Genomic DNA, 21,597 nt, shown 5'->3' with positions numbered 1-21,597 from the left:
GGAATGGGCCTTCGAGCGGAGCGTCCATCCTGCAGGCGTCGGCGATTGTTAAAGTCGACGCCTTGATCGGCGGGAGGGCGGCGGCAGGGCATGCGGGTGACGATGGCGAGCGCTGCGGCGCGGATTGGCCACGCGAACGAGGACTTCGCTGGCGCCACACCGACGGGAGCGGTGCTGATCGACGGCGCTGGCATCTCCGGCACCGAATCGATCTGCCGGCACGGCGTGGCCTGGTATGCCAGCCGCCTGGGAGGCAGCCTCCTCAGCCTCTTGTCACTCGTGCGGGCCCGCAGCCTTGCTGCGCTGCTTGCCGAGGCCATCGAGCAGGTGACGGACGATCACCGGGACACCTGCGACGTCGCCGACCCCATCAGTCCGTCGGCGACCGTAGCCATCCTGCGCCGGTCCGACGGCCTCATCGAGCACCTGGTGCTCGGTGACTCGGTCCTCGTGCTCGACAGAACAGACGGCGTGCCGCTCGTCGTCTCCGATCCCCGAGAGGTGATCATCAGCCGGTCGTACCAGCCCGCGCTCGAGGCCGCCGCCGAGGGCAGCAACGAGTACCACCGAGTCCTCCGGGACTTGCGCGCCAACCGGAACCAGCCGGGCGGCTTCTGGGTGGCCAAGGACGACCCGCGGGCGGCAGACGAGGCGATCACCGGAAGCTGTCCGATTTCCGAGCTGACCGGTGCCGTCCTGCTCAGCAACGGAGCCAGCCGCGTCGTGGACCGGTTCCGGCTCGCCGACTGGCCAGGGGTCATGGCCGTCCTGGCCTCGAGCGGACCCGCCGAAATCATCCATCGCGTCCGGCAGGCGGAGGCACGCCACGCGGTGGCGGCGGACGATGCGACGATCGCACACTGCACCGACCTCGGCGAGGCCTGACCGTACGTCCGAGTGACATCGAATCTCACCGACATTCAGTGGCTCGCAGGACCTCGGGCGACATCCGAACTCATCGACAAACGACACTCGCTGAGAGATACGCAGCCAACGAGGAGCCCGCCAAGAGCTTCGTGCTCGCACACCATTACTCCGGCTCGTCGGGCCTTATCTACACCTGTCAAATAGCTCAGCAGGTCAAGGGCTCGCAACCCTGACAGTTATGTAAGGCACGAGTCTCGGCAACTCGTCGGCCTCTACGGATCGCGCCGCTGAAACTGGTGTGTCAGGGGAACAACCAGAGTGCGGCCCAGCGCGGTCGCGAGGCGCTGATGGGCCCAACACTTTCCTGGGGGTAGCGGTGACCGGATCCACGAGCGGGGACTCGCCGCTCAAACGCGCCCGCCTGGCACGGAACTTGACGCAGGAGGAAGCTGCCGACGAACTCAATGCGATCACCGGCGGATCGACGGGCGGCAGTGCGATCAGCGCCTGGGAGGCGGGGCGTAAGCGCACGGGCGCACGGAACCGCCGGGGCTATTCCTCAGACGGCCGCAGTGATCGTGGACCCCCAGAGCGTGAAGGCGTCCGAGACGGCCAGCCGCGACAGCCGCGGCCACGACGCCGGGAAGAAAATGGCCGCAAGCGGCACATCGTCGTCGGCACTCGTGGCCTGGTCCTGCTCGTCATGGTCGCCGCGGCCGACATCCAGGACCGCGACGCGGCCAAGGTGGTGCTGCTCCGGTTGCACCTGGTGCATCCCGGGATTGCGATCGTCTGGGTTGATTCCGCATACACAGGCACGCTGGTCGACCGACGGGACCGGCGCGGCGCTTTGTGGCGGGGGCGAACACGGCGAGGGTCAGTCAGCAGTCGTGGACGGGCAATCGATCGAGGTTGTCCCGGTGTGCGCTGCGGTCGAGGGGCTCAGGCTGGGCCGCCCGGCGGAGGTGTTCGGCGAGTGTCTCGGTTGCTGTCGAGGTGGCGCGGTCCGTGACCCCCCAGGCCAGCAGGTGGCGGCGGCGGGCCCAGTGCTCCTGGAGTTCGCATACCTCCAGGCTCTGGCGGGCGTCGATGGCCCGGCGCGGGACGACGGCGAGGCCGGCGCCGGCGGCGGCCAGGGAGATGAGGACGCCGAGGTCGGTGACAGTGGTGCGGTAACGCACCACGGGGGCGTGAGGTCCTAGGTGCTTTTCGATCCAGCGGCGTAGCGAGGAGCTGGCGTCGAGGCCGACGAGCGGGTGTTCAGCGGTCTCGTGGTAGGTGAGTGCGCTCCGCTCGGCGAGGATTCCTCCGGCCTGCCCGATGACGACGAGGGAGTCGTCGCCGAGGGGCTCTGTGCGCAGCCCGCAACCGCCGGCCTCGTCGTCTAGGAGGATGCCCAGGTCCGCCTCGCCGTCGGCGAGTTTCCGCTCGGTCTGGGGGGTGCGGCTCTCGGACGCGGTGACGTCGGTGTCCGGGTGGGCGTGGAGGAATGAGATCAGGGCTTGCGGTACGAGCCGGTGCATCGCGGAGCCACCGCCGAGCAGGATCAGCGGCGCGGCCTGGGGTCGGGCGTAGCTCGCGACGGCGCTTTCGAGCCGGGCGGTCCGGTCGAGGACGTCGCGCGCGTGGCGGGCCAGGGTCGTCCCCGCTGGGGTGGGCCGTACGCCCCGGCGTCCTCGGATCAGCAGGGCCACTCCGGCGTGGTGTTCCAGCGAGCGCACTCGGGCGCTGGCTGAGGGCAGGCTCAGGTGCATACGGTGGGCGCCGGCGGTGATCGATCCCTCCGTGAGGATGTGGAGGAACAGTCGCAGGTCGTTGAGGTCGTAACGCATTAGGTCAGGCTAAGGTTCATCCTAAGGCAGAGTACAGTAATTCCGCATTGTGGAAGTATGTGGTTGCGAGTGACACTCGGCAGATGACCGAGCGACTCCTTGCCTTGTTGGCGGGCGTTGCCGCCGGAGTGCTGAACTCCATCGGGGGCGGAGGAACCTTTGTGGCCCTGCCCGCACTCGTCACCGTCGGCCAGTTGCCGGCGACGGCGACCGCGGTCGCCCGGATCGCTCTCGTACCCGGTGCCGTGACCAGTGCCTGGGTGTACCGGCGCGAACTCGCCCCGGTGAGGGCCGCGTCCACCACAGCGCTGACCGCGACCAGTGTGGGCGGCAGCGGGGTCGGCGTCTGCCTGCTGCTCGTCCTGCCGGCCTCGTCGTTCGAGTCCGCGTCGCCGTGGCTGCTCGCCTTCGCCACCGTGGTCTTCGCCTTCAGCGCCACCTGTCAGGGGTACTGGGCAGGGTGTTGGGGTGCTCCGCCGGCATGATTACGCGGGCTGTACTGATCGGGCACTTCCTCGTTGCTGTGTACGGCGGGTACTTCGGCGGAGCCGTAGGCATTCTGATAATGGCCTTGTGGAGACATCGGCCTCGGCCTCGACGCCGCGGCCGAGGCCGATGCGGATCACTGAGCTTCTTCAGCGTGGCCACTGATCGAGTGACGGGTGGAGGGGCGTAACAGGCGAGGCCCTCGGGCTGTTGAGCGAGATGTCTCACGTCTCAACTCGCCAGCCAGGGGGCCTCGTTGGTGACCTATCCTTGCGCACTGGACCTACCGCACGCACTCGTTGAGTGGGTGACCATGCTGATCGTCACCCGCGAGGGTGACCGCCGGTGCAAACTCCGCCCCTCCCAGCGGGCCATGGTGGCCCTGGTGTACCTGCGCGAGCACACCACCCTCGCCAAGATCGCCGCAGGCTTCCAGATCAGCGAAGCCACCGCGCACGCCTACGTACACAGCGTGACCGCACTGCTGGCGGACACAGCCCCGTCCCTCACCCGCGCCCTGCGGCGAGCCAAGCCGGAGTACGTCCTGGTGGACGGCACCATCGCCGAGTGCGACCGGGTCGGCGACGGCGAACGCGACTACTCCGGCAAGGCCCGACGGCACGGAGTGAACGTCCAGGCCGTCACTGACCCGGTCGGCGAACTGATCTGGTACTCGCCGGCCCTGCCGGGCCGCACGGTGGACATCACCGCTGCCCGCATCCACCGCATCGTCACCGTGTGTGAACGACTGAAGATTCCCGTCCTGGCCGACAAAGCCTATGAAGGAGCCGGCGGAACCTTCTGCACACCCTTCAAACGGCACGGCGGCCGCGAGCTGACGGTGCACCAGAAGAACGTCAACCGCGCGCATGCGCGACTCCGCAGCCCGGTCGAGCGGGCCTTCGCCCGGCTCAAGTCCTGGCGGATCTTCCGCCACGCCCGCAGCAGCCCCAACCGCCTCACGGCAATGACCAAGGCGGTCCTCACCCTGGAGAGTCACCGCTGAAGAGGCTCACTCAACTCGCGGCCGTCTTCCTCACCTCGGGCGTGCTGTTCCTGTTCACCTCGGATGCACTGCACATCCCCCCTGCTCCTGGGCGTCCTGTTGGTCGGCGCGACCGCTGGGAGCTTCGCTGGCGCCCATCTGGCTCGCCGTCTTCCCGTCCGGTTGCCGCGGGGCGTCCTCCTGGCCACGGCCACGGTGACGACCGTCCTGTACTTCCTGCGTAGCTGACCATGCACGGCAGTCACGTTTGATCATCCCCATCGTCGAAAACCAAAAGGTGACTGACATGATCGAAGACGGTACGGAAGCCACTATCCTCCACACGGATGCGGCACGGGCGAAGCTGGTGATGGCCTACGAGGCATGCGAGCTGGCCGACCTTGCCCGTGCATTTGTCCCGATCGGCGAACACGAGCTGCGCCCTGACGGCACCAGCTGCTTGCCCGGCACCGTGCTGGCCGACGCAGCCCAAGTGATCAAACTGTGCACTGGTTCTTCGAGGCCGCGGTCGTGTACGAGCGGATGGTCGGTGCCGACTGGCAGGTCGCCGGCAATGCACTGAGCGTGTCTCCCCGCACTACGCGGTTGCGCTTCGCGATGGCCGAGGCACCGTCCGGGAACTGCTCTCCCCCGAAAGGGGGCCGGTCGCATGCGAGGCGGATGGGGCGGGACCGCGTCCCCGTAGAGAGTCATCACCCGGCTCACCTGGCGAGGACCGCCCTCTTCCAGCCATTCGGCCACGTCCCCGTACGTCATGACTCGCCCGCGCGGAATCCCCTCGGCGACGTCGAGAACCCGCTCCGCGTACTTGGGAAGCTCTCCCGCCGGTGCGCTCTCCTTGCTCATCCGATCCATCCTGCCGCACAGCAGCGACGGCATGGAGAGGAATGTAGGAATCATTTTGAGCAAACAGGGACACATCGTGCTCACCGAGGACTTCTGTCTGTACGAAGGCATCCCCAACGCAGGGGGGAATCGGCGTACTCTTGCCGGTCACGTTTTATGAGAACCGGCTCCGGGGTATACGGCGGAGCCGGACACTCCGATCTGAGGGAGAAGGCCGTGGAGATGGAGAAGCACACGAGGGGCGACGCGCCCGCGTCGTTCGAACCAGCAGAACTCGGCCTGCTCATGGCGGCGTGGCATCGCGTCGAACTGCTGATCGCTGGACTGGAGACACTGCCGTTCTCCGAACGCACCGCGCGGATCGCACGCGCGTACCTGGACGAGGTAGAGCAGGTGCGCGAGGCGTTCGATCATTTTGCACAGGTTGACGAGGTCGAGAGGCAACGGTTGCTGCTCGCATGGCAACAGGCGGCGTCGTGACATGTCGAGCCGCTAGGCGACCGCTGCCACGCACGCGAGCCTTGGCCGAGGCCAGGCTCAGGTGCGTGCGATAGGTGCCCGCGGTGATCGATCCCTTCGTGACGATGTGAAGGAACAGCCGAAGGTTGTTCAGGGCGTAGCGGATTGCCTGTGCCTAAGGTCCAGCCTTAGGTAGAGTGCGTTGATTCCGCATTGTGAAAACTAGCTCCTCCGGGTGACGCTCGGGATGTGATTGAGACATCCCTTGTCCTGCTGACTGGTGTAGCCGCCGGAGTTCTGAACTCCGTCGGAGGCGGAGGAACCTTCGTCGCGCTGCCCGCGCTCGTGGCCGTCGGTTTGTCGCCGGTGACGGCGAACGCGGTCGCCCGGATTGCTCTCGTACCCGGTGCTGTGGCCGGTGCCTGGGTGTATCGGCGCGAACTCGCCCCGGTGGGGGCTGCGTCCACCACAGCACTGACCGTGACCAGCGTGATAGGCAGCGGTGTCGGCGCCGGCCTGCTGGTGTGCCTTCCTGCCTCGTCGTTCGAGTCCGCCTCGCCGTGGCTGCTCGCCTTTGCCACCGTGGTCCTCGCCCTGGGGCAGCGTCTGTCCCGCGTGGTGAGCCGGGTGCTGGGCCGCTCCGCCGGCATGAGCTCGCGTTCCGTGCTGATCGGCCAATTCTTCATCGCTGCGTACGGCGGATACTTCGGTGGCGCCGTAGGCATCTTGATGGTGGCCCTGTGGAGTGTCGGCCTTGGCGTCGATGCCGCAGCCGGCAATCCGATGCGGATCGCCCAACTCGCGGCCGTATTTCTCATCTCAGGTGTGCTGTTCCTATTCACCTCGGATGCACTGCACACCCCTCTGTTTCTGGCCGCCATGATGGCCGGTGCGACCACTGGGGGCTTTGCTGGTGCCCACCTGGCCCGCCGCCTTCCCGCCCGGCTGTTGCGGGGCGTTCTCCTGACGACCGCCACGGTGACGACCGCTCTGTACTTCCTGCGCGGTTGACCATGGAGAAAAGTCGCGCTTGATCATCTCTATTGTCGAAAGGTGAGGCTGACTGGCATGACCGAAGACGACACGGGGGCCGCTGCACCGTACACGGATGCGGCACGGGCGAGACTGATCATGTCCTACGAGGCGTGCGAGTTGGCCGACCTTGCGCGAGCGTTCGTCCCGATTGGCGAGAGCGAGCTGAATCCTGACGGCACCAACCGTTCGCCGGGCACCGTACTGGTCGATGCCGCCCGAGTGGTCGCCGCCGCGGAGCGGTTCTTCGAGGCCGCGGCCGTATTCGAGCGGATGAGCGGTGTCGACTGGCAGCTCATCGGCGATGTCCTAGAGGTATCTCCGCGTGCCGCGCGAGTGCGCTTTGCGATGGCCGAGGCCGTCCTTCGGGAACTGCTCTCCTCCGAAAGGGGTCCAGTCGCCGGTGAGACGGAGCAATTGCGCGCCTACATGGCCAGGGAACCGCTGGAAATGGCCTTCGATCTCGACGACTGGGTCCTGCGCCACGAGGACGGCGACAGCGACCTCGGCACCACGCCGGTCTCCGGCGGCCTGGCCGGGAGGGCTCCTTGACGACGCGCCAAACCGCGCTCCTGACGCGCGGGGGGAGTCAGTGCCGAGGAGCACTTCGAGACGAAAAGGATCAGGATGACCTGCAGCATCGGGCAGGCACGGAGCGCAGGCGTTTTCATGCCGACAGGGTGATTCATAGAGACGAGCGCGGTTGTCGTCCAGGCTCGAACAGATGACGGCGGCTAGGGTTGGACGCCAGTGGTGACACTCTCGAGAGACAGGGGGCCTCGTCGTGAGTGAATAGGACGCATGCTCTTCGACCTCACGCACGACCACGATGGTGAACGGCTCAGCGGTGTGCACGGTGGTGTATCTTTCGGGGCCACCGCCGTGATGCTGCATGGCGCAGGCACCAGCAGCACGGAGCGACTGCTTCCGCTGGTACGGGAGTTCGTAGCCCGCGACTGCCGAGGGATCGCCTTCGATTTCTCCGGGCACGGTGAAAGCACCGGAAAACTCAGTAAGTTGAGCCTGCGGCGAAGGTTCGAGCAGGCCGTTTCGGTGATCGATGCATACGCGGGAGCGGATGGACCGCTGGTTCTGGTGGGTTTCAGCATGAGCGGCCAGACCGTGGCCGATCTCGTCCGGCACTACGGGGATCGTGTGATGTCATTGGGATTGTGCGCGCCCGCCGTGTACGCGGCCGAGGCGTGGGACGTGCCCTTCGAGGACGGGAGCGGCCGGTTCAGCGAGATCATCCGGCAGCCGGACAGCTGGCGGGCCGCGCCCGCGCTTCAGGTGTTGGGGGCGTACGAAGGCCGGGCGGTGCTCGCCGTGCCGGGCACGGACACGGTGATCCCGACCGCAGTGACCGATGCCGTCCAGGATGCGCTGGCCGCCCACGCCCAGTACACACGGTTCGACCTTCCGGATGCACAGCACCAGCTGGGAACATGGTTCCGCGATCACGACGCTGACCGGCGGCAGTTCGTGGAGACGGTGCTGGGCGGCCTCGATGATCACGTCTGGTCAGCTACCCATGCGTGGGTCGCCGAATAACCCGACAACGAATGCACGGTTTCCAGCTGTGGCAGACGAGTCATCTCCTGTTCGTAGGGCGGCCCAGTCTCATCGTTGAATTCCTGTACGCCCCCATCCTGCGCAGGCGAGATGAAGGAAGCACAACCACTCGTTGATGCTCCAGATCGTGGACCGGCCGGTTCATCCGGCCCGGCTTGGTGCCGTGAAACATGCGAAGCAGAAAGTGCTGTCTTTCAGAGGTTCGCCGCTGCTTCCCGCAGGTGCATCTCTAGCCGCTTGACCGATGCGGACACGCCTCGTGTATCGAGCCGGCAGGTGTAGAGACGGCGGACGAGTGTGGGCTGCCGCATGGGCAGAACCACGATGCTCGGCGGAGCGTCCAGCAACAGCAACCGTGGCAGCAGGGCGACGCCGAGGCCTGCCGCGACGAGATTGAGCGCGGTGCGGAAGTCCATGCCGTTGAAGTCCAGACGATGCCCGCTTCTCCGGTCGCCGTCGAGGGGAGAAGCTGCCAAGTCGCGGAAGTCGACTGCGGTGTTGATCCATGCGTCCGAGGGCAGGTCGGCAGGGGTGACGCTGTCAGCTCCGGCCAGGGGATGGCCAGCGGGAAGGACGACCATGATCGGATCGTCCATGAGGTGCTCTTGTATGAGCCCGGCGGGCACTGGGCTGGGAGCGTGTTCGTAGTCGAAAGTGATGGCCAGGTCGATCTCTCCCCGGAACAGCAGCGCATACGTTTCGCGCTGCTCAAGTTCACGGAGTGTGATCTGAACTCCCGGATGGGTCGCCCGTAGGCGTGCGAACGCGGGAGGGACGATGGAGGCTGCCGCCGAGATGAACGCGCCGAGTCGCACCTCTCCGCCGGTTCCGTCCGCAAGCGCCGCGAGCTCGGTTGCGGCGCGAGTCATCGAGACGCTGATTGCGGCCTCGGTGTCGAGAAGGACCTGTCCGGCCTCGGTCACCCGAACAGGGCGTCGGACCAGGACTCGCGCACCGACCCGTCGTTCCAGTTCGGCAATCTGCTGCGAGACCGCGGACTGGGTGTAGCCCAGCTCGTCTGCGGCAGCGGCAAACGAGCCGAGCCGCACGACAGCCGCAAGGGTCACCAGATGCCGCGGATCGAACAACCAAGACATGAGGTTAAGGATAACTTATCGACCGAGCAGAAATCATTGTTTGCTCTAACCCAGAGGTGTGGTCGACGCTGAGCACATGGACATCACGCAATTCGACGCCGCTATCAGCAAACTCCCTCGACGCCGGGTCGGGTTCTACCCCACCCCGTTCCATGCCCTGTCCAACCTGTCGGCCGCGCACGGGATCAACTTCTTCATGAAGCGCGAGGACCTGGCAGGGCCCAGTGCGATCAGCGGAAGCAAGATGCGCCTGGCCGAGTTCATCCTGGGGCGAGCCCTCGAGAACGGAGTGACGCACGTCATCACCCAGGGCGCATACCTGACCAACTCGGGTCTACAGTTCGCCGCCGCCTGCCTGAACGCAGGAATCACGCCGATCCTGGTTCTGACGCGGAACGTTCCCCGGCACGGTGAGCTCCGCGAATTCCGCGGCAACTATCTGCTCAACAAGACGATGGATGTCGAAACCCACGTCGTCAACGTCAGCGGCAACGAGTGGCAAGCCAAGGACGAAGCCGCGCGGGTCACCGACACCATTGAGGCACGCAAGGCCGAACTCGAAGCGGAGGGGCACAACGTCCTCGTGGTCGGGACCGGTGGTGTGCACTCCGACGGCTTCATCGCACACGCCCTGACGTTCCGCGAGATGCTTGACCAGTCCGAAGCCGCGGGGATCGAGCTCGACTACGTCTACCACACGATCGGCACCGGTACCGCGCTGCCGGGGCTGCTGGCAGCCAAGCTGAGCCTGGGGCACCCGGTGAAGATCCGGTCGATCGCCATCCAAAGGCTCAACGACGAAGATCGAATGAACGCCGGCGTGGTCGTCGAGCGAACCAAGGCAGTGCTGGCCACCCTGGGTGCTCCCGTACCCGACGATGCGACGATCCGCGCCGAGATCGACATCGACCAGCGCTTCATCGGCGAGGAATACGCCGTCGCATCCGCGGAGAGCACGGCAGCCATCCGCGAACTGGCCCGAGCCGAGGGCGTCTTCGTCGGCCCCGTCTACACCGGCAAGGGATTCGCTGGAATGCTCGACCACGCCCGCAGCGGGAGGATTCCCGCCGGCAGCAACGTGGCCTTCCTGCACACTGGAGACACCGGCAACCTGTTCGAGATCCCCCAGGTCGTCGGGCACATCGCCGACTGAGTCGGCGCAGTGCCTGGTACCGACTCGCGCTGGCGGCACATGTGTCGAATCTCGAGCGTCTCCAGACGCTGAACGCTGCGGCCCGCCACGGATCGGTGAGCAGCACGGCGGGCGCGTTGAATGTGACCACCTCCGCGGTGTCGCAGTAGCTGGCCAAGCTGGAACGGGAGACCGGGCAGCAGTTGCTCGTCAAGAACAGCCGCGGCGTGTGGCTCGCCGAAACAGACCCGTTGCTCGTCGAGCACGCCACGCGCATCCTGTCGCAGATCGAGCTCGCCCAGGCGGACCTGGAGGCGCAGCGCGGCCAGGCCCTGGGCGAGCTGCTGCTCAGTGCCTTCCCCACGGCGGCCCGCGGCCTCGTGCCGCCTGCTCTGACGACACCGCGCGACACGTACCCCAGCTGCGGATCCGCCTGCAGGAGATGGCGCCGGGCGAATCGATGGTCCGGCTGACCCGCGGCAGCATCGACCTGGCGATCGTTCTCGACTGGTACAACAAGCCGGTGCCCGACGGACTGATGAAGGCCGCACTGCTCGACGACCGGCCGATGTGGCCATGCCCGTGAACCATCCGCTCGCTGAACGTACGGAACGCGAGATCTCCCACCCGGCCCTGCTGTAGAAACGCCCGATAGTCGTTGCGGCAACCGGGCAACGGACTGTCGACTGCCATCCGGACCTGCCTCGCCTCGGACGCGCTGCGCGCCCCGTCGCGCCTGATCACCGCGATCGGCCTGTACCTCGGCGACTGGGCCAGCTTCCTCACCGACGCCGCACACCGCTCCCAGCTTCCCGCCGAGCCCGCCCCGGTGCCCGACCGCCCGGCTGTCATCGCCGCCCGCAACATCGCCTTCCGCTCCCCCGGCAGCGAACTGCCCGTCCTCGAGAACGTCAGCGTCACCGTGCGCCGCGGCGACGTCCTGGCGATCGTGGGCGCGAACGGCGCGGGCAAGTCGACCCTCGCCAAACTCCTCGCCGGCCTCTACACCTCCACCACCGGCACGGTCACCTGGGACGACGTGGACCTGGCCACGGCCGACCCGGAACAGGTGTGGTCACGGCTCGCCCTGCTGCCCCAGGACATCGCCCGCTGGCAGGTGCGGGCCCGCGAGAACATCACCCTCGGCCAGGGCGACAGCTCGGACCGAGCCGTGATAGACGCGGCCCGCGCTTCCGGCGTCGACGACGTCATCGCGCGCCTGCCTAACGGCCTCGACACCAACCTCGCCCCCTCCCAGTGGGGCGGCCGCGACCTGGCCGGCGGCCAGTGGCAGCGCCTCGCCGGCGCGCGAGTCTTCCACCGCAAGGACGCCCCCCTGCTGATCTGCGACGAACCCACGTCCGCGCTCGACCTCCGGGCCGAGGAAGCCGTCTACGACCGCATCCGCGCCCTCAGCGAAGGGCGCACCGTCGTCTTGATCACCACCGCCTCGGCTCCACCCGCGCCGCCGACCGGATCATCGTCCTCGACGGCGGCCGCCTCCTGGAGGAAGGCACGCACGAGCAGCTCCTGGCCGCCGACGCCGAGTACGCTGGGCTGTGGCGTACGCAGGCACGGACCTACGCCGATCAACCTCAAGGATGAGACCCCGGACGATCCACCCGTGGTGGCGCGAGCCCCTGCCTCCATCCGGCCGTCAGGGAGCGTTCTCGGTCCGAATCATGCGGCGCAGACTCTCCCGGGCGCCCACCAGATCGTCCTTAGTGGAGTATGCGCGGGTTCCCGTCGGACCTTCGACGACCACAAAGCCGTATCTCGGCAGGTAGATCACCTCATCGGCCCGCCCCAGCCGCTGACGTGAGATCTCCGCAGCAACTCGCAAAATCTGCGAGTAATCGCTGTAATATGCGACCTCGTGGCAGATTCCCAAAGTCGCGTGCTGACGCTCGTACGCCCCGTGCCGGAGTCGGCCGCGCTGGTGGACCCGGCGTCGGTGTCGGTCGAAACCGGTCTCGCGGACGTCGTCACGCTCCAGCGGCGCCGCCAGGCCCGGATGTCGGCCTACGACGAGGAGAGCTTCTTCCTCGACACGCTCTCGGAGTACCAGTGGGCGCGCGACGCGGCTGGCCTGGCGCCGACGACGCTCGACGGGCTGATCAAGCCGGTGATCGAAGTCTGTGAGTACTACGGCGCGGTCCCCTGGCAGCTGACGCCCCGGGAGGTCGACAAGTACTTCGCGGGCCCCGGCAAGCGGGCGCAGTCGACACTGCGTGGAAAGATCAACAAGATCGACGCGTACTTCGCCTTCCTCGAGCAACGGTACGCGGGCGAGATCATGCGCCGCTTCGGCGCGACCGTCGAGTCTCCAATCGACCCGTTCAACCGGCCGCGCCACCGGGGCGACTTCGGGCTACGCATCCCGCCGTCCCAGACTGCGATGAAGGACTTCTTCGCCCGCTGGCGTGACGAGTTGCCGAACGCACGGAAGTACGCGGTCGCCTGCCGCGACTACGTGATGTCGAAGATCGCCTACCTGTCGGGAGTGCGCGCGGCGGAGCTGTGCGGGGTCTGCCTCGGCGACATCCACTGGGAGCATGGCCAGTGGGGCCGGTTCGTCGTCCTCGGTAAGGGCGCCCATGGTTCCGGGCCCCGGCCGCGTGAGGCGTACCTCTTTCAGGAGGGCCGCGCCCTCTTGTGGTGGTACATCGAGGAGATCCGGGGCGAGTTCGGTGACGACGCCGAGCACCCGCGGGCGCCGCTGTGGCCGTCGGAGCGCAAGTCGAAGGCGATCGCCGACCTGAACGTGCCGATCGCGCCGGCGATCGTGCCTTCGACGTTCCGGAAAGCCTTGCACACCGCGGCCGCGCACTACCTGACGGGTCCGGTCACCGACCTGTTTCCGCACCTGTTGCGGCATGCCTGCGCAACCCACAACTACGAGCGTGGGATGACACTTTGGGAGGTCCAGAAGGTCCTCGGACACGACTGGGCAACTACGACTCTTCGGTACATGGCGACTGCGCACGCTGACCCGGAGCTCGCGAATCTGGCGGCCAGCTCCCGGGCGGCTCAGCGACTGGTGATGGACAAGGGGAACCTTCGGTGAAGTGGAATCTGCGGATGGTGGCCGCCCAGCGGGACCTGTGGCGGCCAACCGAGGTGCTCGCCGCCTTCCAGCAGGTCGGGTTCAACCCGTCGCTGAGCAAGGTGGCCGCACTGTGGAGCGGCACACCGGTCACGGTGCGCCTCGACGACCTGGACAAGATGTGCGCCGCACTGAACTGCACGGTCACCGACCTGCTCCAGGCCGAGCCGCTCGCGGCGGGCCAGGCCGCGCCGGAGGCCGGCCAACGGGCCGTCGGCGCCGAGGAACAGCCGGGGGCGGGCGCGGTGCGGCCCGTGCCGCGCGGCCGTCGTGGTGCCGGGCCGCGCTCGCTCCCGCCGAGCTGATGCCAAGGTGACGGTGGGTCGTGGGAAGGGGCTGGCGCGGAGCTGTCCGGTGTGCCTGGGGTGGCTGGTAGTGCACTGGTACCGGGTGTGCGACGGGTGCCGACCCTGGGCGAGGAAGTACCCCGAGCGCGGGGTGTGCCCGCGGTGTCGGCACGAGGCACACCTGAACACGGACGGGCTGTGCAAGCCGTGCCTCATGGCGATCCGAGTTGAGGAAGACGCCGAGTGGGCTCTGGGCTTGGAGGAGGCGCGTCCGCGGTCGGTCCAGCTCACAGTCGGCGGCATGTACGGCGACCGGTCGGCGTCGGCCCGGCCGCTGCGCCGACCCACCAAGAACGGACGGAGTGTGGGGGTCGAGTGGTGGACCAAGCTCAGGCGGCAGCGCGCCGCTCCCGCCGGGCCGCCGGTGTTGGAGCCGCAGGTACCCGGTCAGGTCCCTCTCTTCACCGTGCCCCGGGTGCTGGGCGACGCCACGGTCAGCGCGATCGTCGGCCGGCCGGTCGCCGGGTGGGAGGAGGCCCGGCAGGTGATCGAGGCAATGGCGGGCGATCACGGGTTGACCGCGAGCTGGCGCAGCAAGGTCGCCGAGATGGTCCGCCTCGCCCTGGCCGTGCGTGAGGCCGAGGGCGCCGAGCGGCTCCCCGAGGCCATGCTGCGGGACCTGCCGACCAACGGGGACGCGGTCCGCCTGATTTTGCTGCGGGTCGGGCTCCTGGACGAGGCCCCCGAGCCGATGCGGTTCTCCATCTCGGACCAGCCCGCCCGTACCCCGTACATCACAGCTCCGGCGCCGCTGCCGCCCCCGGCGCCCCGTCAGTGCGCCGACTGCTACGCCTGGATTCCCATCGGCCGACGGGCTGGATTTGTCTGCGATCCGTGTCGGCACTGGCGGGAACGGGCGGGGCGAGGCCGGTGCTGCCGCTGCGGCCGCGACGGACTGGCCCTGCGCGACGACCGTTGCCGGAGCTGCCACCCCTACCGCCTCATCGACCAAGCCCGCCCGGCCTCCCGGCGGTTCACGCAGCTGGTCATCGCCCTGCCGACCGGCAAGGGCGGGCCGTTCGAGGCGTTCCCGGTCGGCGACGGCCAGGCGCCTGACTACGACGAGCGACGGCCCGCCCTGCACACGAGCCGCGGACAGGAAGCGCTGTTCACCAGCCGGCGCGACTGGGCCCCGGTGTTGGCCCGGCTGCGGAGTATGCCTTCGGGCGAGCCGCCGCTGACCGAGACCGCCCAGTGCCTTCTTGAGGAGTTCACCCGCCATCGACCGGGGCAACGGACGGACTACCGGAAGAACACCCGCACGCTCACGATCCTCCTGTACTGGCTCGGCGCCGAGACGGCCGTGTTCGAACGCGACGTGCACGACCTCGCCCGGATCGACGTGAACCTCGCCGCCAAGCCCGTCTGCCAGTTCCTGCGCGCCCGGGGTCTGCTGGTGGAGGACCCCGACCTGCATCGGGACGCGAATCTGGCGTGGATCGAGTCGACCCTCACCGCCCTGCCGGAGACGGTCGCGAGCGAGGTGGGCATCTGGGTGAAAGTCATGCGCGAGCAGGGCCGCCGCGAAGGCGAGCCCCGCGGGTACGACGGCATCCGCCGCTACCTCACCACGCTCCGGCCCACCCTCACGACGTGGACCACGACGGTCGGCGTGAACTCACTGAGGGAGATCACGAAGGACCAGGTCGAAAACGCCGTGGACGGCCTGTCCGGGTACGCCCGCCGAGGGCTGGCCACAGCCCTGCGAAGCCTCTTCCGCGCGCTCAAACGCGAACGAGTGATCTTTCGCAACCCCGCACGGGACCTCCCGGTCGGTGACCTCAAGGGGATCCCAAAGTCCGTCCCCTCCGACCTCCTGATGGGGCTACTTGCCCAGGCGTCGACGCCGCTCGGCCGCTTGGTCGTCGCTTGGCCTCTATCCACGCACTGCCCGGACATGAGATCCGAACCCTGCGCACGACGGACCTCAACCTCTCCCGTGGCACCCTCGAAGTACAGCGCGGCCTGCTGCGGCACACCCTCTATCTGGAGGAGCTCACCCACCAACTCGCCGCCGACTGGACGACCTACCGCCACCTGCGGTGGCCCGCCTCGGTCAACCCTCACCTGCTGGTCAGCCAGAAGACTGCTGTCGATCCCGACCACCCGGCCGTCAGTATCGGCACGCTACGCGCGGCCCTCCCTGAGGGCCTGACCCTGGACGGACTGCGTCAGGACCGGATCCTCAACGAGGCATTCGAGAGCGCTGACCCCCTCAAGCTGATGCGGCTGTTCGGCATCACCGAGCAGACCGCCATGCGCTACGTCGGCGCCGCTCACCCGGAGCGAACAGCCAAGCTACCTCGGTAGGCGTCACATGGAACGCCGGCCCGGCCCCGCGCGTGTGCGCGGGCCGGATTCTGGCGTCAGTACGCGTCACCTTGCCTGCTGGTTGGTCACTTCGCCTGGGCGAGCCAGACCGCGTCGGGACCGGCCGGGAATCGCAGCTGGCCGGTCGTGTCGTGCACGGCTCGCCACACCGCCTCGGCGACATCGGTCTCCTTGGTGAACAGCTCCTGACCTGTGAAGGAGTCCATGGCCTTCTTCGCCCACGGTGCGTAGGGCGCCGGGACCAGCTCGTCCAGTGAGGCACCGTCCGTCGCCCTGATGGCGAAGTTCGTCGTCAGGCAGGCGCCCGGCTCGACCGTCTTCGCCTGCACACCGAACGGCGCGAGTTCGAGCGCGAGGGACGAGGTGAACCCCTCGACGGCCATCTTGCTCGCCTTGTAGACGGCTGAGAGCGGCATGTGACCCAGCACCACGCTGGAGGTCACGTTGACCACCACGCCGGAGCCGCGCTCGCGGAACTGGGGCAGCACCGCCTGCGTGGTCGCCATCACACCGAAGGTGTTGGTCTCGAACACCTCCCGTACCCGGGCCATGGGGGTGCCCTCGAACACGCTGATCGAGGGGACGCCCGCATTGTTGACCAGGACGTCGATGGGTCCCGCCGCCTCGAGCGCGGCCGTGATGCTCGCGGGCTTGGTCACGTCGAGTTCGACGACGCGGAGCCGGTCCGACTCGGGCAGGACGCCCGCACGGGGGGTGCGCATCGTGGCGATGACGTTCCACCCCTGCGCGTGGAAGTGGAGGGCGGTCTCCCGGCCGTATCCGGACGACGTACCCGTGATCAGAACTGTCTTCATGCTGTGCCCCTCAGCGATGTGATGGGATCCGCGGAGCACAGGCACTTTCCTGCTCCGCAGAAGAACTGGCAATCCCATTGAATCGCTCTGACCTGCGAAAATAATAGAACCATCCTCGCTCTCCCTTGCATAATCCTCCTCCGCAGTTGTATCCCCGCTCAGGGCAGGACACCGGCGGGTGCGCGCACGGCATCGCGCAGGCGGGCGGCGTCCCGGCTGGGCGGCGCGCCGAACTGGCGGCGATACTCCCGGCTGAACTGGGAGGGGTTGTCGTAGCCGACGCGATGGCCGACTCCGGTGACATCGCCCGGGTGGGTGGCGAGCAGTAGCCGGGCTTCCTGGAGCCGGATCTGCTTCTGGAACTGGATGGGGCTCATCGCGGTCACGGCCTGGAAGTTGCGGTAGAAGGCGGAGGCGCTCATGCCGGACATCCGTGCCACGTCCTCAACGCGGAAGGGCTGCGCGTAGTTCTCGCGGATCCAGCGCACGGCCCGGGAGACGTGGCTGAGGCTGCTGTCGGCGAGGCCGAGCTGGCGGACCGTCGCCCCCTGCTCGCCGGTGATCAGGCGCCACAGGATCTCGCGTTTGACCAGCGGGGCCAGTACGACCCGGTCGCGGGGCTCGTCGAGCAGCCGCAGCAGCCGGACCACCGCGTCGAGCAGCGCGGGCGGGGCATCACTGACGGCGATTCCCGAGGGCGTGCCTCCGCCGGCGCGGGGGGCGTCTCCGGGGCCGGCCTGGAGGAGCAACTCGGCGACGGCGGAGGGTTCCAGGGTGAGCCCGAAGCCGAGCGCCGGCTGTTCGGGGTCGGCCTGGGTGAACTGTCCGGTGACGGGCAGGTCGACGGATGCGACCAGGTACTGCCCGGCGCCGTACTCGTAGACCCGGTCGCCGAGAGCGAGTCGTTTGGCGCCCTGGGCGATGACCGCCAGCACCATGCCGGACATAGACGGGGCTGGCGGGTCCGGGCGGTCGACCTTCGAGACGAGGACGCCGTCGATGGCGGTGGTCCAGTCGGGCCGGGCGTGCCGGGCCAGTAGGTTGCGGAGCTCTTCGAGGTGCATGCGTCCATTTCAGCACCGTTGCGGGCCTTGGCTCCCGTACTCGCGAGGATCGTGCAAGTGCGGGCAAGCATTGTTCTAACGTTTCCGCAGGTCAGGTGGATTGAATGGAATCACCGCACTCCACCACCGACCGAGAGGGCAACCATGATCGCTAACTATGGCTTCAGTGCCACCCTGACCGCCAGGCCTGGCATGGGCGACCGGCTGGTCGGTCTGCTGCTGACCGGCCTGATCGAGGGCAGCCCCGGCGCGAGCGAACACTGCGTCGTCTACCTGGTCTCCCGCTCCGTGTCCGATCCCGACGTCGTCCACGTCACCGAGGGTTGGACCAGCGAGGACGACCATCACCGGATCTTCGCCGGTGAGGCCGCCCAGGCCATCGTGGCGCAGATCGACCCGCTGCTGGCCAAGGAGCCCGAGTACACCGACTACGTCCCGGTCCGCGGCAAGGCCGCCTTCTGAAGCCCGATCAATCCCCCGGCCTGCCGCCTCGGCGCCCGCCGAGGCGGCACCCTCCTCGCCCGACCGTCCGGCACCACCCACGAAAGGCAACGACCATGACCATGGCACGACCCGCCCTGGACCCCGAACTGCGTGAGCTCCTGGCCGACATGCCCCTCATGTCCCGGCTCAGCCCGGAAGTCCTCGCGCACCTGCGCCAACTCCCCTCGCCACCCATCGAATCCCTCCTCAGACATCGACGGGTCGACCGGCGCGAGATCACCGTGCCCGCCAAGGACGGTGCCCCGATCCCTCTGTCGGTCCTCAGCCCCGCGAACACCGATCGCACCACCGCCGCACCCTGCATCTACTGGATCCACGGCGGCGGGATGGTCATGGGCGACCGCTTCTCCCAGATCGACATCCCGCTGGAGTGGCTCGACCAGTTCGGCGCGGTCGTAGTCTCCGTTGACTACCGGCTCGCGCCGGAGGCCGCTGGCACCGTCCTGGTCGACGACTGCTACTGGGGATTGCTCTGGGTCGCTGATCACGCCGCCGAACTGGGCATCGACCCCGCCCGGATCGTCGTCGCGGGCGCCAGCGCGGGAGGCGGCCTCGCCGCCGGCGTCACCCTGCTGGCCCGCGACCTCGGCAGCCCGGCGATCGCCGCGCAGATGTTGATCTGCCCCATGCTCGACCACCGCAACACCAGCACCTCCAGCCGCCAGTACTCCGGCGTGCCCGGCGTCTGGACCGGTGAGATGAACGCGTTCGGATGGGCCTCGGTCCTCGGCGACCTCACCGACGCCGAGGTGTCCGCATACGTCTCGCCGGCATTGGCCGAGGATCTCTCGGGCCTGCCGACCACCTACATCGACACCGGCTCCGCCGAGGTCTTCCGTGACGAGGACACCGACTACGCCAGCCGCATCTGGGCAGCGGGCGGCCAGGCCGAACTCCACGTCTGGGCGGGCGGCTTCCACGGCTTCGACGCCCTGTACCCGCAGGCACACATCTCGACCACAGCCCGCCGAACCCGCACGGACTGGCTCGCCCGACTCCTCGAACTACGCCGCATAGCGCCGCTGACTCCAGCCGACGGTGATCGACCATAGCTTTCACGGATACGCGGTCAGACCCATTTGCAAGAATCGCCATCACCATGCAGAACCCGCGCGTCAGGGCTCCCAAATCGGATGACCGGCGCGCGGGTTCTCGCTCGCTCCCCTCCAGGAATCTGCGAACCTGCGCGCTTTTGACCGCGCGATGTCCAAGGTCCACAACGGCGAGCGCGGTCGCGGCGGAGTCGAGCGGCGCCTGGTCGCCCTCGGCGCTCGCCCCCGTGACGAGGGCGAGCCCGGCCGGGCGTGGCTGGAGGAGGCCCTACAGGCCGTCGGCGCGCGGGGCGTACGTCACGGCGGCAATCACCGCTTCTGCGGACAATTGCAGTGTGTTGCTTCTCGGCCTCAGACCGTACCAGCTCGATCCGGTGGTGAGGACCGGGAAGTTCCGTCCAAGACCACCTGAGCGTCAACGCAACTTGCAGCGCCCCTCGTCGCGGGTTCGGTTGGGTCCGCCCGGTGCCGACTCGGGGATAGCGCTATCACACGGTGTATTCGCACCGGGGGTCTGGCTTTGCGTGCCGGGCCCGGCACGCAGGAGGCGCCTTACCCCAAGCGGCCAGATCCGGAGCAGTGACCCGCGCGGGCAGCCGACGCGGCCCGAGACGCTCCGAGCCAAAGGAGGCCAGCACCTTGCGGGAAGCGTCGTCCGGCCGATCAGGGCTCCCGTTCGGCCCAGTGATCGGTGGGCGGACGGCTTCTCAGATCTCAATGTGAAAATCGAGGGCCGTCCTGATCCGCTTCACGAGACGATGGAATCTTGATGATGGAGGGCGAAGTAGCCGATCTTCGTTGGCGGCGCGGGGGTCCCCCAGGCTGGCCAGCGCCCTGGCCGCCCGGACCCGATGACGATCCAGCATCGCAGTGTTGGCCGCCAGCCCGTACAGAAGATCGGCGGCCCGGGTGTCGCCCAGCTCAGCGAGTGATCTGGCAGCGTTCACACGGTCGTAATCGTCAAACCTTGTGTCGGCAGCCAAGGCCGCTTGCAGGCTGGCGGCCCGGGTGTCGCCCCGCTTGCGCAGCTCGTTGGTCGCGCCCACACGAAAGTCCCTGCGAACCTTAGAAGGTGTTTTTCTTCTTCCCTGCCGCAACCGGTAGGCCGGTGCCTGCGGATCAGCTTCCTGGCTGCAGGTACGTTTGCACCGGATATGTCCCTAAACGGCTTCTGATGCGCCGTAGGAGAACTTGTACCCGCTGAAATCGGCGACGTGGACGTATCCGATGCGCTGATAGAGGGCGTTGCTGGTGGGGTTGGCAGGGTCCGTGAAGAGCACGACGTCCGTCGCGCCCGCAGCCAGCGCGGCCCTGCTCACCTCGACCGTCACGGCCCCCGCGTAGCCATGCCCCCGGAGGCGAGCTGGGGTGTAGACGGGGTCCACCCGGACCACGCCGCCGACCATCGAGGTCGCTGCCGCCATGGAGGTAGGCGTGCCGTCCGGGGTCTCCCAGAAGGTGAAGTGTCTGTCGGCGAAGCGCGAGTCGGCCCAGGAGCCGGCGTCAATGGTCTCTATGGAGACGGTCTCTTCGACATCGACGCAGAACTCACGGCACCAGCGCACGACTTGCTCATGGTCCTTCTCGCTCGCAGCGCGGCCCTGGCCCTCTGGGCGCGGCTGCGGTGGGGTGAGCGCGCCGAGACGGTAGAGATGAGTCCGCCAGAAGGGGGTCGGCGCTGCGCCGGTGTGCCGCTGCCATGTCTCGGCGAAGGCGGTGGCGGTGTCGTGGTCCGCGATGACGTTGGAAGGGAAGTGGCCGAGGCCGGCCAGGTGCGCGGCGAGGGTGTCAGCCTGCTCGGCAGAGAGAGGGGTGAGGCCCAGGCGGCCGCGCGGAGTGCGATAAAAGATGGCGCGGACTTCGCCTCCTGCCTCCAGCCGGCCGAAGACGGTGTCGTCGGCGCCGTGAGAGTCCGCCGCGCGTGTTCGCGTTTTCTCGATGTCCGTCAGTGACATGTTGTGCAGGGCGGGGAGCGAGCGCAGGAAGTCTCCGGCTTGGGAGAGGAAGTCGTCGATGTCTTTGGTGAGTTGCCAGTCATCCGGGAGCATG

Annotated in this window: 21 protein-coding genes and 2 pseudogenes; 17 read left to right on the top strand and 6 right to left on the bottom strand. The window is 67.9% G+C overall.

The annotated features are described in order from the left end of the window. Positions 1–90 precede the first annotated feature (90 nt). Together ACTWQJ_RS06280 and ACTWQJ_RS06275 are read left to right on the top strand one after the other, a co-directional pair. Positions 91–885 (top strand): integrase, encoded by a 795-nt coding sequence (locus tag ACTWQJ_RS06280; RefSeq protein WP_443305620.1) that lies wholly within the window; start codon positions 91–93, stop codon positions 883–885. A gap of 280 nt (positions 886–1,165) precedes the next feature. Beyond that, positions 1,166–1,630 (top strand): annotated as a pseudogene (locus tag ACTWQJ_RS06275) (transposase); the annotation flags it as partial. A gap of 118 nt (positions 1,631–1,748) precedes the next feature. Here ACTWQJ_RS06275 and ACTWQJ_RS06270 read toward each other — a convergent pair. Beyond that, positions 1,749–2,699: a LysR family transcriptional regulator gene (locus ACTWQJ_RS06270; protein ID WP_443305619.1), complete on the bottom strand. Its 951-nt coding sequence runs from the start codon at positions 2,697–2,699 to the stop codon at positions 1,749–1,751. An 83-nt stretch (positions 2,700–2,782) separates the two neighbouring features. Here ACTWQJ_RS06270 and ACTWQJ_RS06265 point away from each other — a divergent pair, with 83 nt between their 5' ends. The 7 genes from ACTWQJ_RS06265 to ACTWQJ_RS06235 all read left to right on the top strand — a co-directional run bounded on the left by ACTWQJ_RS06265 (position 2,783) and on the right by ACTWQJ_RS06235 (position 8,079). Continuing rightward, entirely contained in the window at positions 2,783–3,184 is a 402-nt protein-coding gene (locus ACTWQJ_RS06265) for a TSUP family transporter (RefSeq protein WP_443305618.1), read from the top strand. A gap of 257 nt (positions 3,185–3,441) precedes the next feature. Further along, entirely contained in the window at positions 3,442–4,191 is a 750-nt protein-coding gene (locus ACTWQJ_RS06260; RefSeq protein WP_443305617.1) for a transposase family protein, read from the top strand. A gap of 247 nt (positions 4,192–4,438) precedes the next feature. Then, positions 4,439–4,753, top strand: a complete 315-nt coding sequence (locus ACTWQJ_RS06255) for a hypothetical protein (RefSeq protein WP_443305635.1) — start codon at positions 4,439–4,441, stop codon at positions 4,751–4,753. A 500-nt stretch (positions 4,754–5,253) separates the two neighbouring features. Beyond that, positions 5,254–5,517, top strand: coding sequence for a hypothetical protein (locus ACTWQJ_RS06250; protein ID WP_443305616.1), 264 nt, complete (start codon positions 5,254–5,256; stop codon positions 5,515–5,517). A gap of 228 nt (positions 5,518–5,745) precedes the next feature. After that, the gene (locus ACTWQJ_RS06245; protein WP_443305615.1) at positions 5,746–6,507 is read left to right on the top strand and encodes a sulfite exporter TauE/SafE family protein; all 762 of its coding nucleotides are present in this window, start codon (positions 5,746–5,748) and stop codon (positions 6,505–6,507) included. Positions 6,508–6,627: 120 nt separating this feature from the next. Then, positions 6,628–7,080 (top strand): hypothetical protein, encoded by a 453-nt coding sequence (locus ACTWQJ_RS06240; RefSeq protein WP_443305614.1) that lies wholly within the window; start codon positions 6,628–6,630, stop codon positions 7,078–7,080. A 249-nt stretch (positions 7,081–7,329) separates the two neighbouring features. Beyond that, the gene (locus ACTWQJ_RS06235; protein ID WP_443305613.1) at positions 7,330–8,079 is read left to right on the top strand and encodes an alpha/beta hydrolase; all 750 of its coding nucleotides are present in this window, start codon (positions 7,330–7,332) and stop codon (positions 8,077–8,079) included. A gap of 215 nt (positions 8,080–8,294) precedes the next feature. Here ACTWQJ_RS06235 and ACTWQJ_RS06230 read toward each other — a convergent pair whose 3' ends face one another. After that, a complete protein-coding gene (locus ACTWQJ_RS06230; protein ID WP_443305612.1) occupies positions 8,295–9,197 on the bottom strand; it encodes a LysR family transcriptional regulator in 903 nt (300 codons plus the stop codon). Positions 9,198–9,255: 58 nt separating this feature from the next. On the opposite strand from ACTWQJ_RS06230, the gene ACTWQJ_RS06225 reads away from it, so the two are divergent. From ACTWQJ_RS06225 to ACTWQJ_RS06200, 6 genes and pseudogenes are all read left to right on the top strand, one after another. Beyond that, complete coding sequence (locus tag ACTWQJ_RS06225) at positions 9,256–10,350, top strand: 1-aminocyclopropane-1-carboxylate deaminase/D-cysteine desulfhydrase (RefSeq protein ID WP_443305611.1); 1,095 nt, start codon at positions 9,256–9,258, stop codon at positions 10,348–10,350. Between the two features lie 149 nt (positions 10,351–10,499). Further along, positions 10,500–10,950: pseudogene (locus ACTWQJ_RS06220) on the top strand (LysR substrate-binding domain-containing protein); the annotation flags it as partial. Between the two features lie 37 nt (positions 10,951–10,987). Then, a complete protein-coding gene (locus tag ACTWQJ_RS06215; protein WP_443305610.1) occupies positions 10,988–12,151 on the top strand; it encodes an ATP-binding cassette domain-containing protein in 1,164 nt (387 codons plus the stop codon). Positions 12,152–12,268: 117 nt separating this feature from the next. After that, the gene (locus tag ACTWQJ_RS06210; RefSeq protein ID WP_443305633.1) at positions 12,269–13,396 is read left to right on the top strand and encodes a tyrosine-type recombinase/integrase; all 1,128 of its coding nucleotides are present in this window, start codon (positions 12,269–12,271) and stop codon (positions 13,394–13,396) included. Beyond that, positions 13,393–13,740: a helix-turn-helix domain-containing protein gene (locus ACTWQJ_RS06205; RefSeq protein ID WP_443305609.1), complete on the top strand. Its 348-nt coding sequence runs from the start codon at positions 13,393–13,395 to the stop codon at positions 13,738–13,740. The genes ACTWQJ_RS06210 and ACTWQJ_RS06205 overlap by 4 nt, the downstream gene beginning before the upstream one ends. 196 nt (positions 13,741–13,936) lie before the next feature. Further along, positions 13,937–15,937 carry a hypothetical protein gene (locus ACTWQJ_RS06200; protein WP_443305608.1) on the top strand — a complete coding sequence of 667 codons (2,001 nt, stop codon included), beginning with the start codon at positions 13,937–13,939 and terminating at the stop codon, positions 15,935–15,937. Positions 15,938–16,178: 241 nt separating this feature from the next. Here the strand turns inward: ACTWQJ_RS06200 and ACTWQJ_RS06195 are convergent, their stop codons facing one another. Beyond that, positions 16,179–16,928 (bottom strand): SDR family oxidoreductase, encoded by a 750-nt coding sequence (locus ACTWQJ_RS06195; RefSeq protein WP_443305607.1) that lies wholly within the window; start codon positions 16,926–16,928, stop codon positions 16,179–16,181. A gap of 158 nt (positions 16,929–17,086) precedes the next feature. After that, positions 17,087–17,992 carry an AraC family transcriptional regulator gene (locus ACTWQJ_RS06190; protein ID WP_443305606.1) on the bottom strand — a complete coding sequence of 302 codons (906 nt, stop codon included), beginning with the start codon at positions 17,990–17,992 and terminating at the stop codon, positions 17,087–17,089. A gap of 144 nt (positions 17,993–18,136) precedes the next feature. Here ACTWQJ_RS06190 and ACTWQJ_RS06185 point away from each other — a divergent pair, with 144 nt between their 5' ends. Continuing rightward, entirely contained in the window at positions 18,137–18,454 is a 318-nt protein-coding gene (locus tag ACTWQJ_RS06185; protein WP_443305605.1) for a putative quinol monooxygenase, read from the top strand. A 95-nt stretch (positions 18,455–18,549) separates the two neighbouring features. Next, positions 18,550–19,548, top strand: coding sequence for an alpha/beta hydrolase (locus ACTWQJ_RS06180; protein ID WP_443305604.1), 999 nt, complete (start codon positions 18,550–18,552; stop codon positions 19,546–19,548). Between the two features lie 707 nt (positions 19,549–20,255). Here the strand turns inward: ACTWQJ_RS06180 and ACTWQJ_RS06175 are convergent. Further along, a complete protein-coding gene (locus tag ACTWQJ_RS06175; RefSeq protein ID WP_443305603.1) occupies positions 20,256–20,594 on the bottom strand; it encodes a hypothetical protein in 339 nt (112 codons plus the stop codon). A 114-nt stretch (positions 20,595–20,708) separates the two neighbouring features. Beyond that, positions 20,709–21,596 carry a GNAT family N-acetyltransferase gene (locus ACTWQJ_RS06170; RefSeq protein ID WP_443305602.1) on the bottom strand — a complete coding sequence of 296 codons (888 nt, stop codon included), beginning with the start codon at positions 21,594–21,596 and terminating at the stop codon, positions 20,709–20,711. Position 21,597 lies beyond the last annotated feature (1 nt).

Source organism: Streptomyces sp. KR55, assembly GCF_052245645.1.
Classification (GTDB): Bacteria; Actinomycetota; Actinomycetes; order Streptomycetales; family Streptomycetaceae; genus Streptomyces; species Streptomyces flavusporus.
Note: the sequence above shows the minus strand (reverse complement) of the source record. Positions and strands in the feature narration are given on the sequence as shown.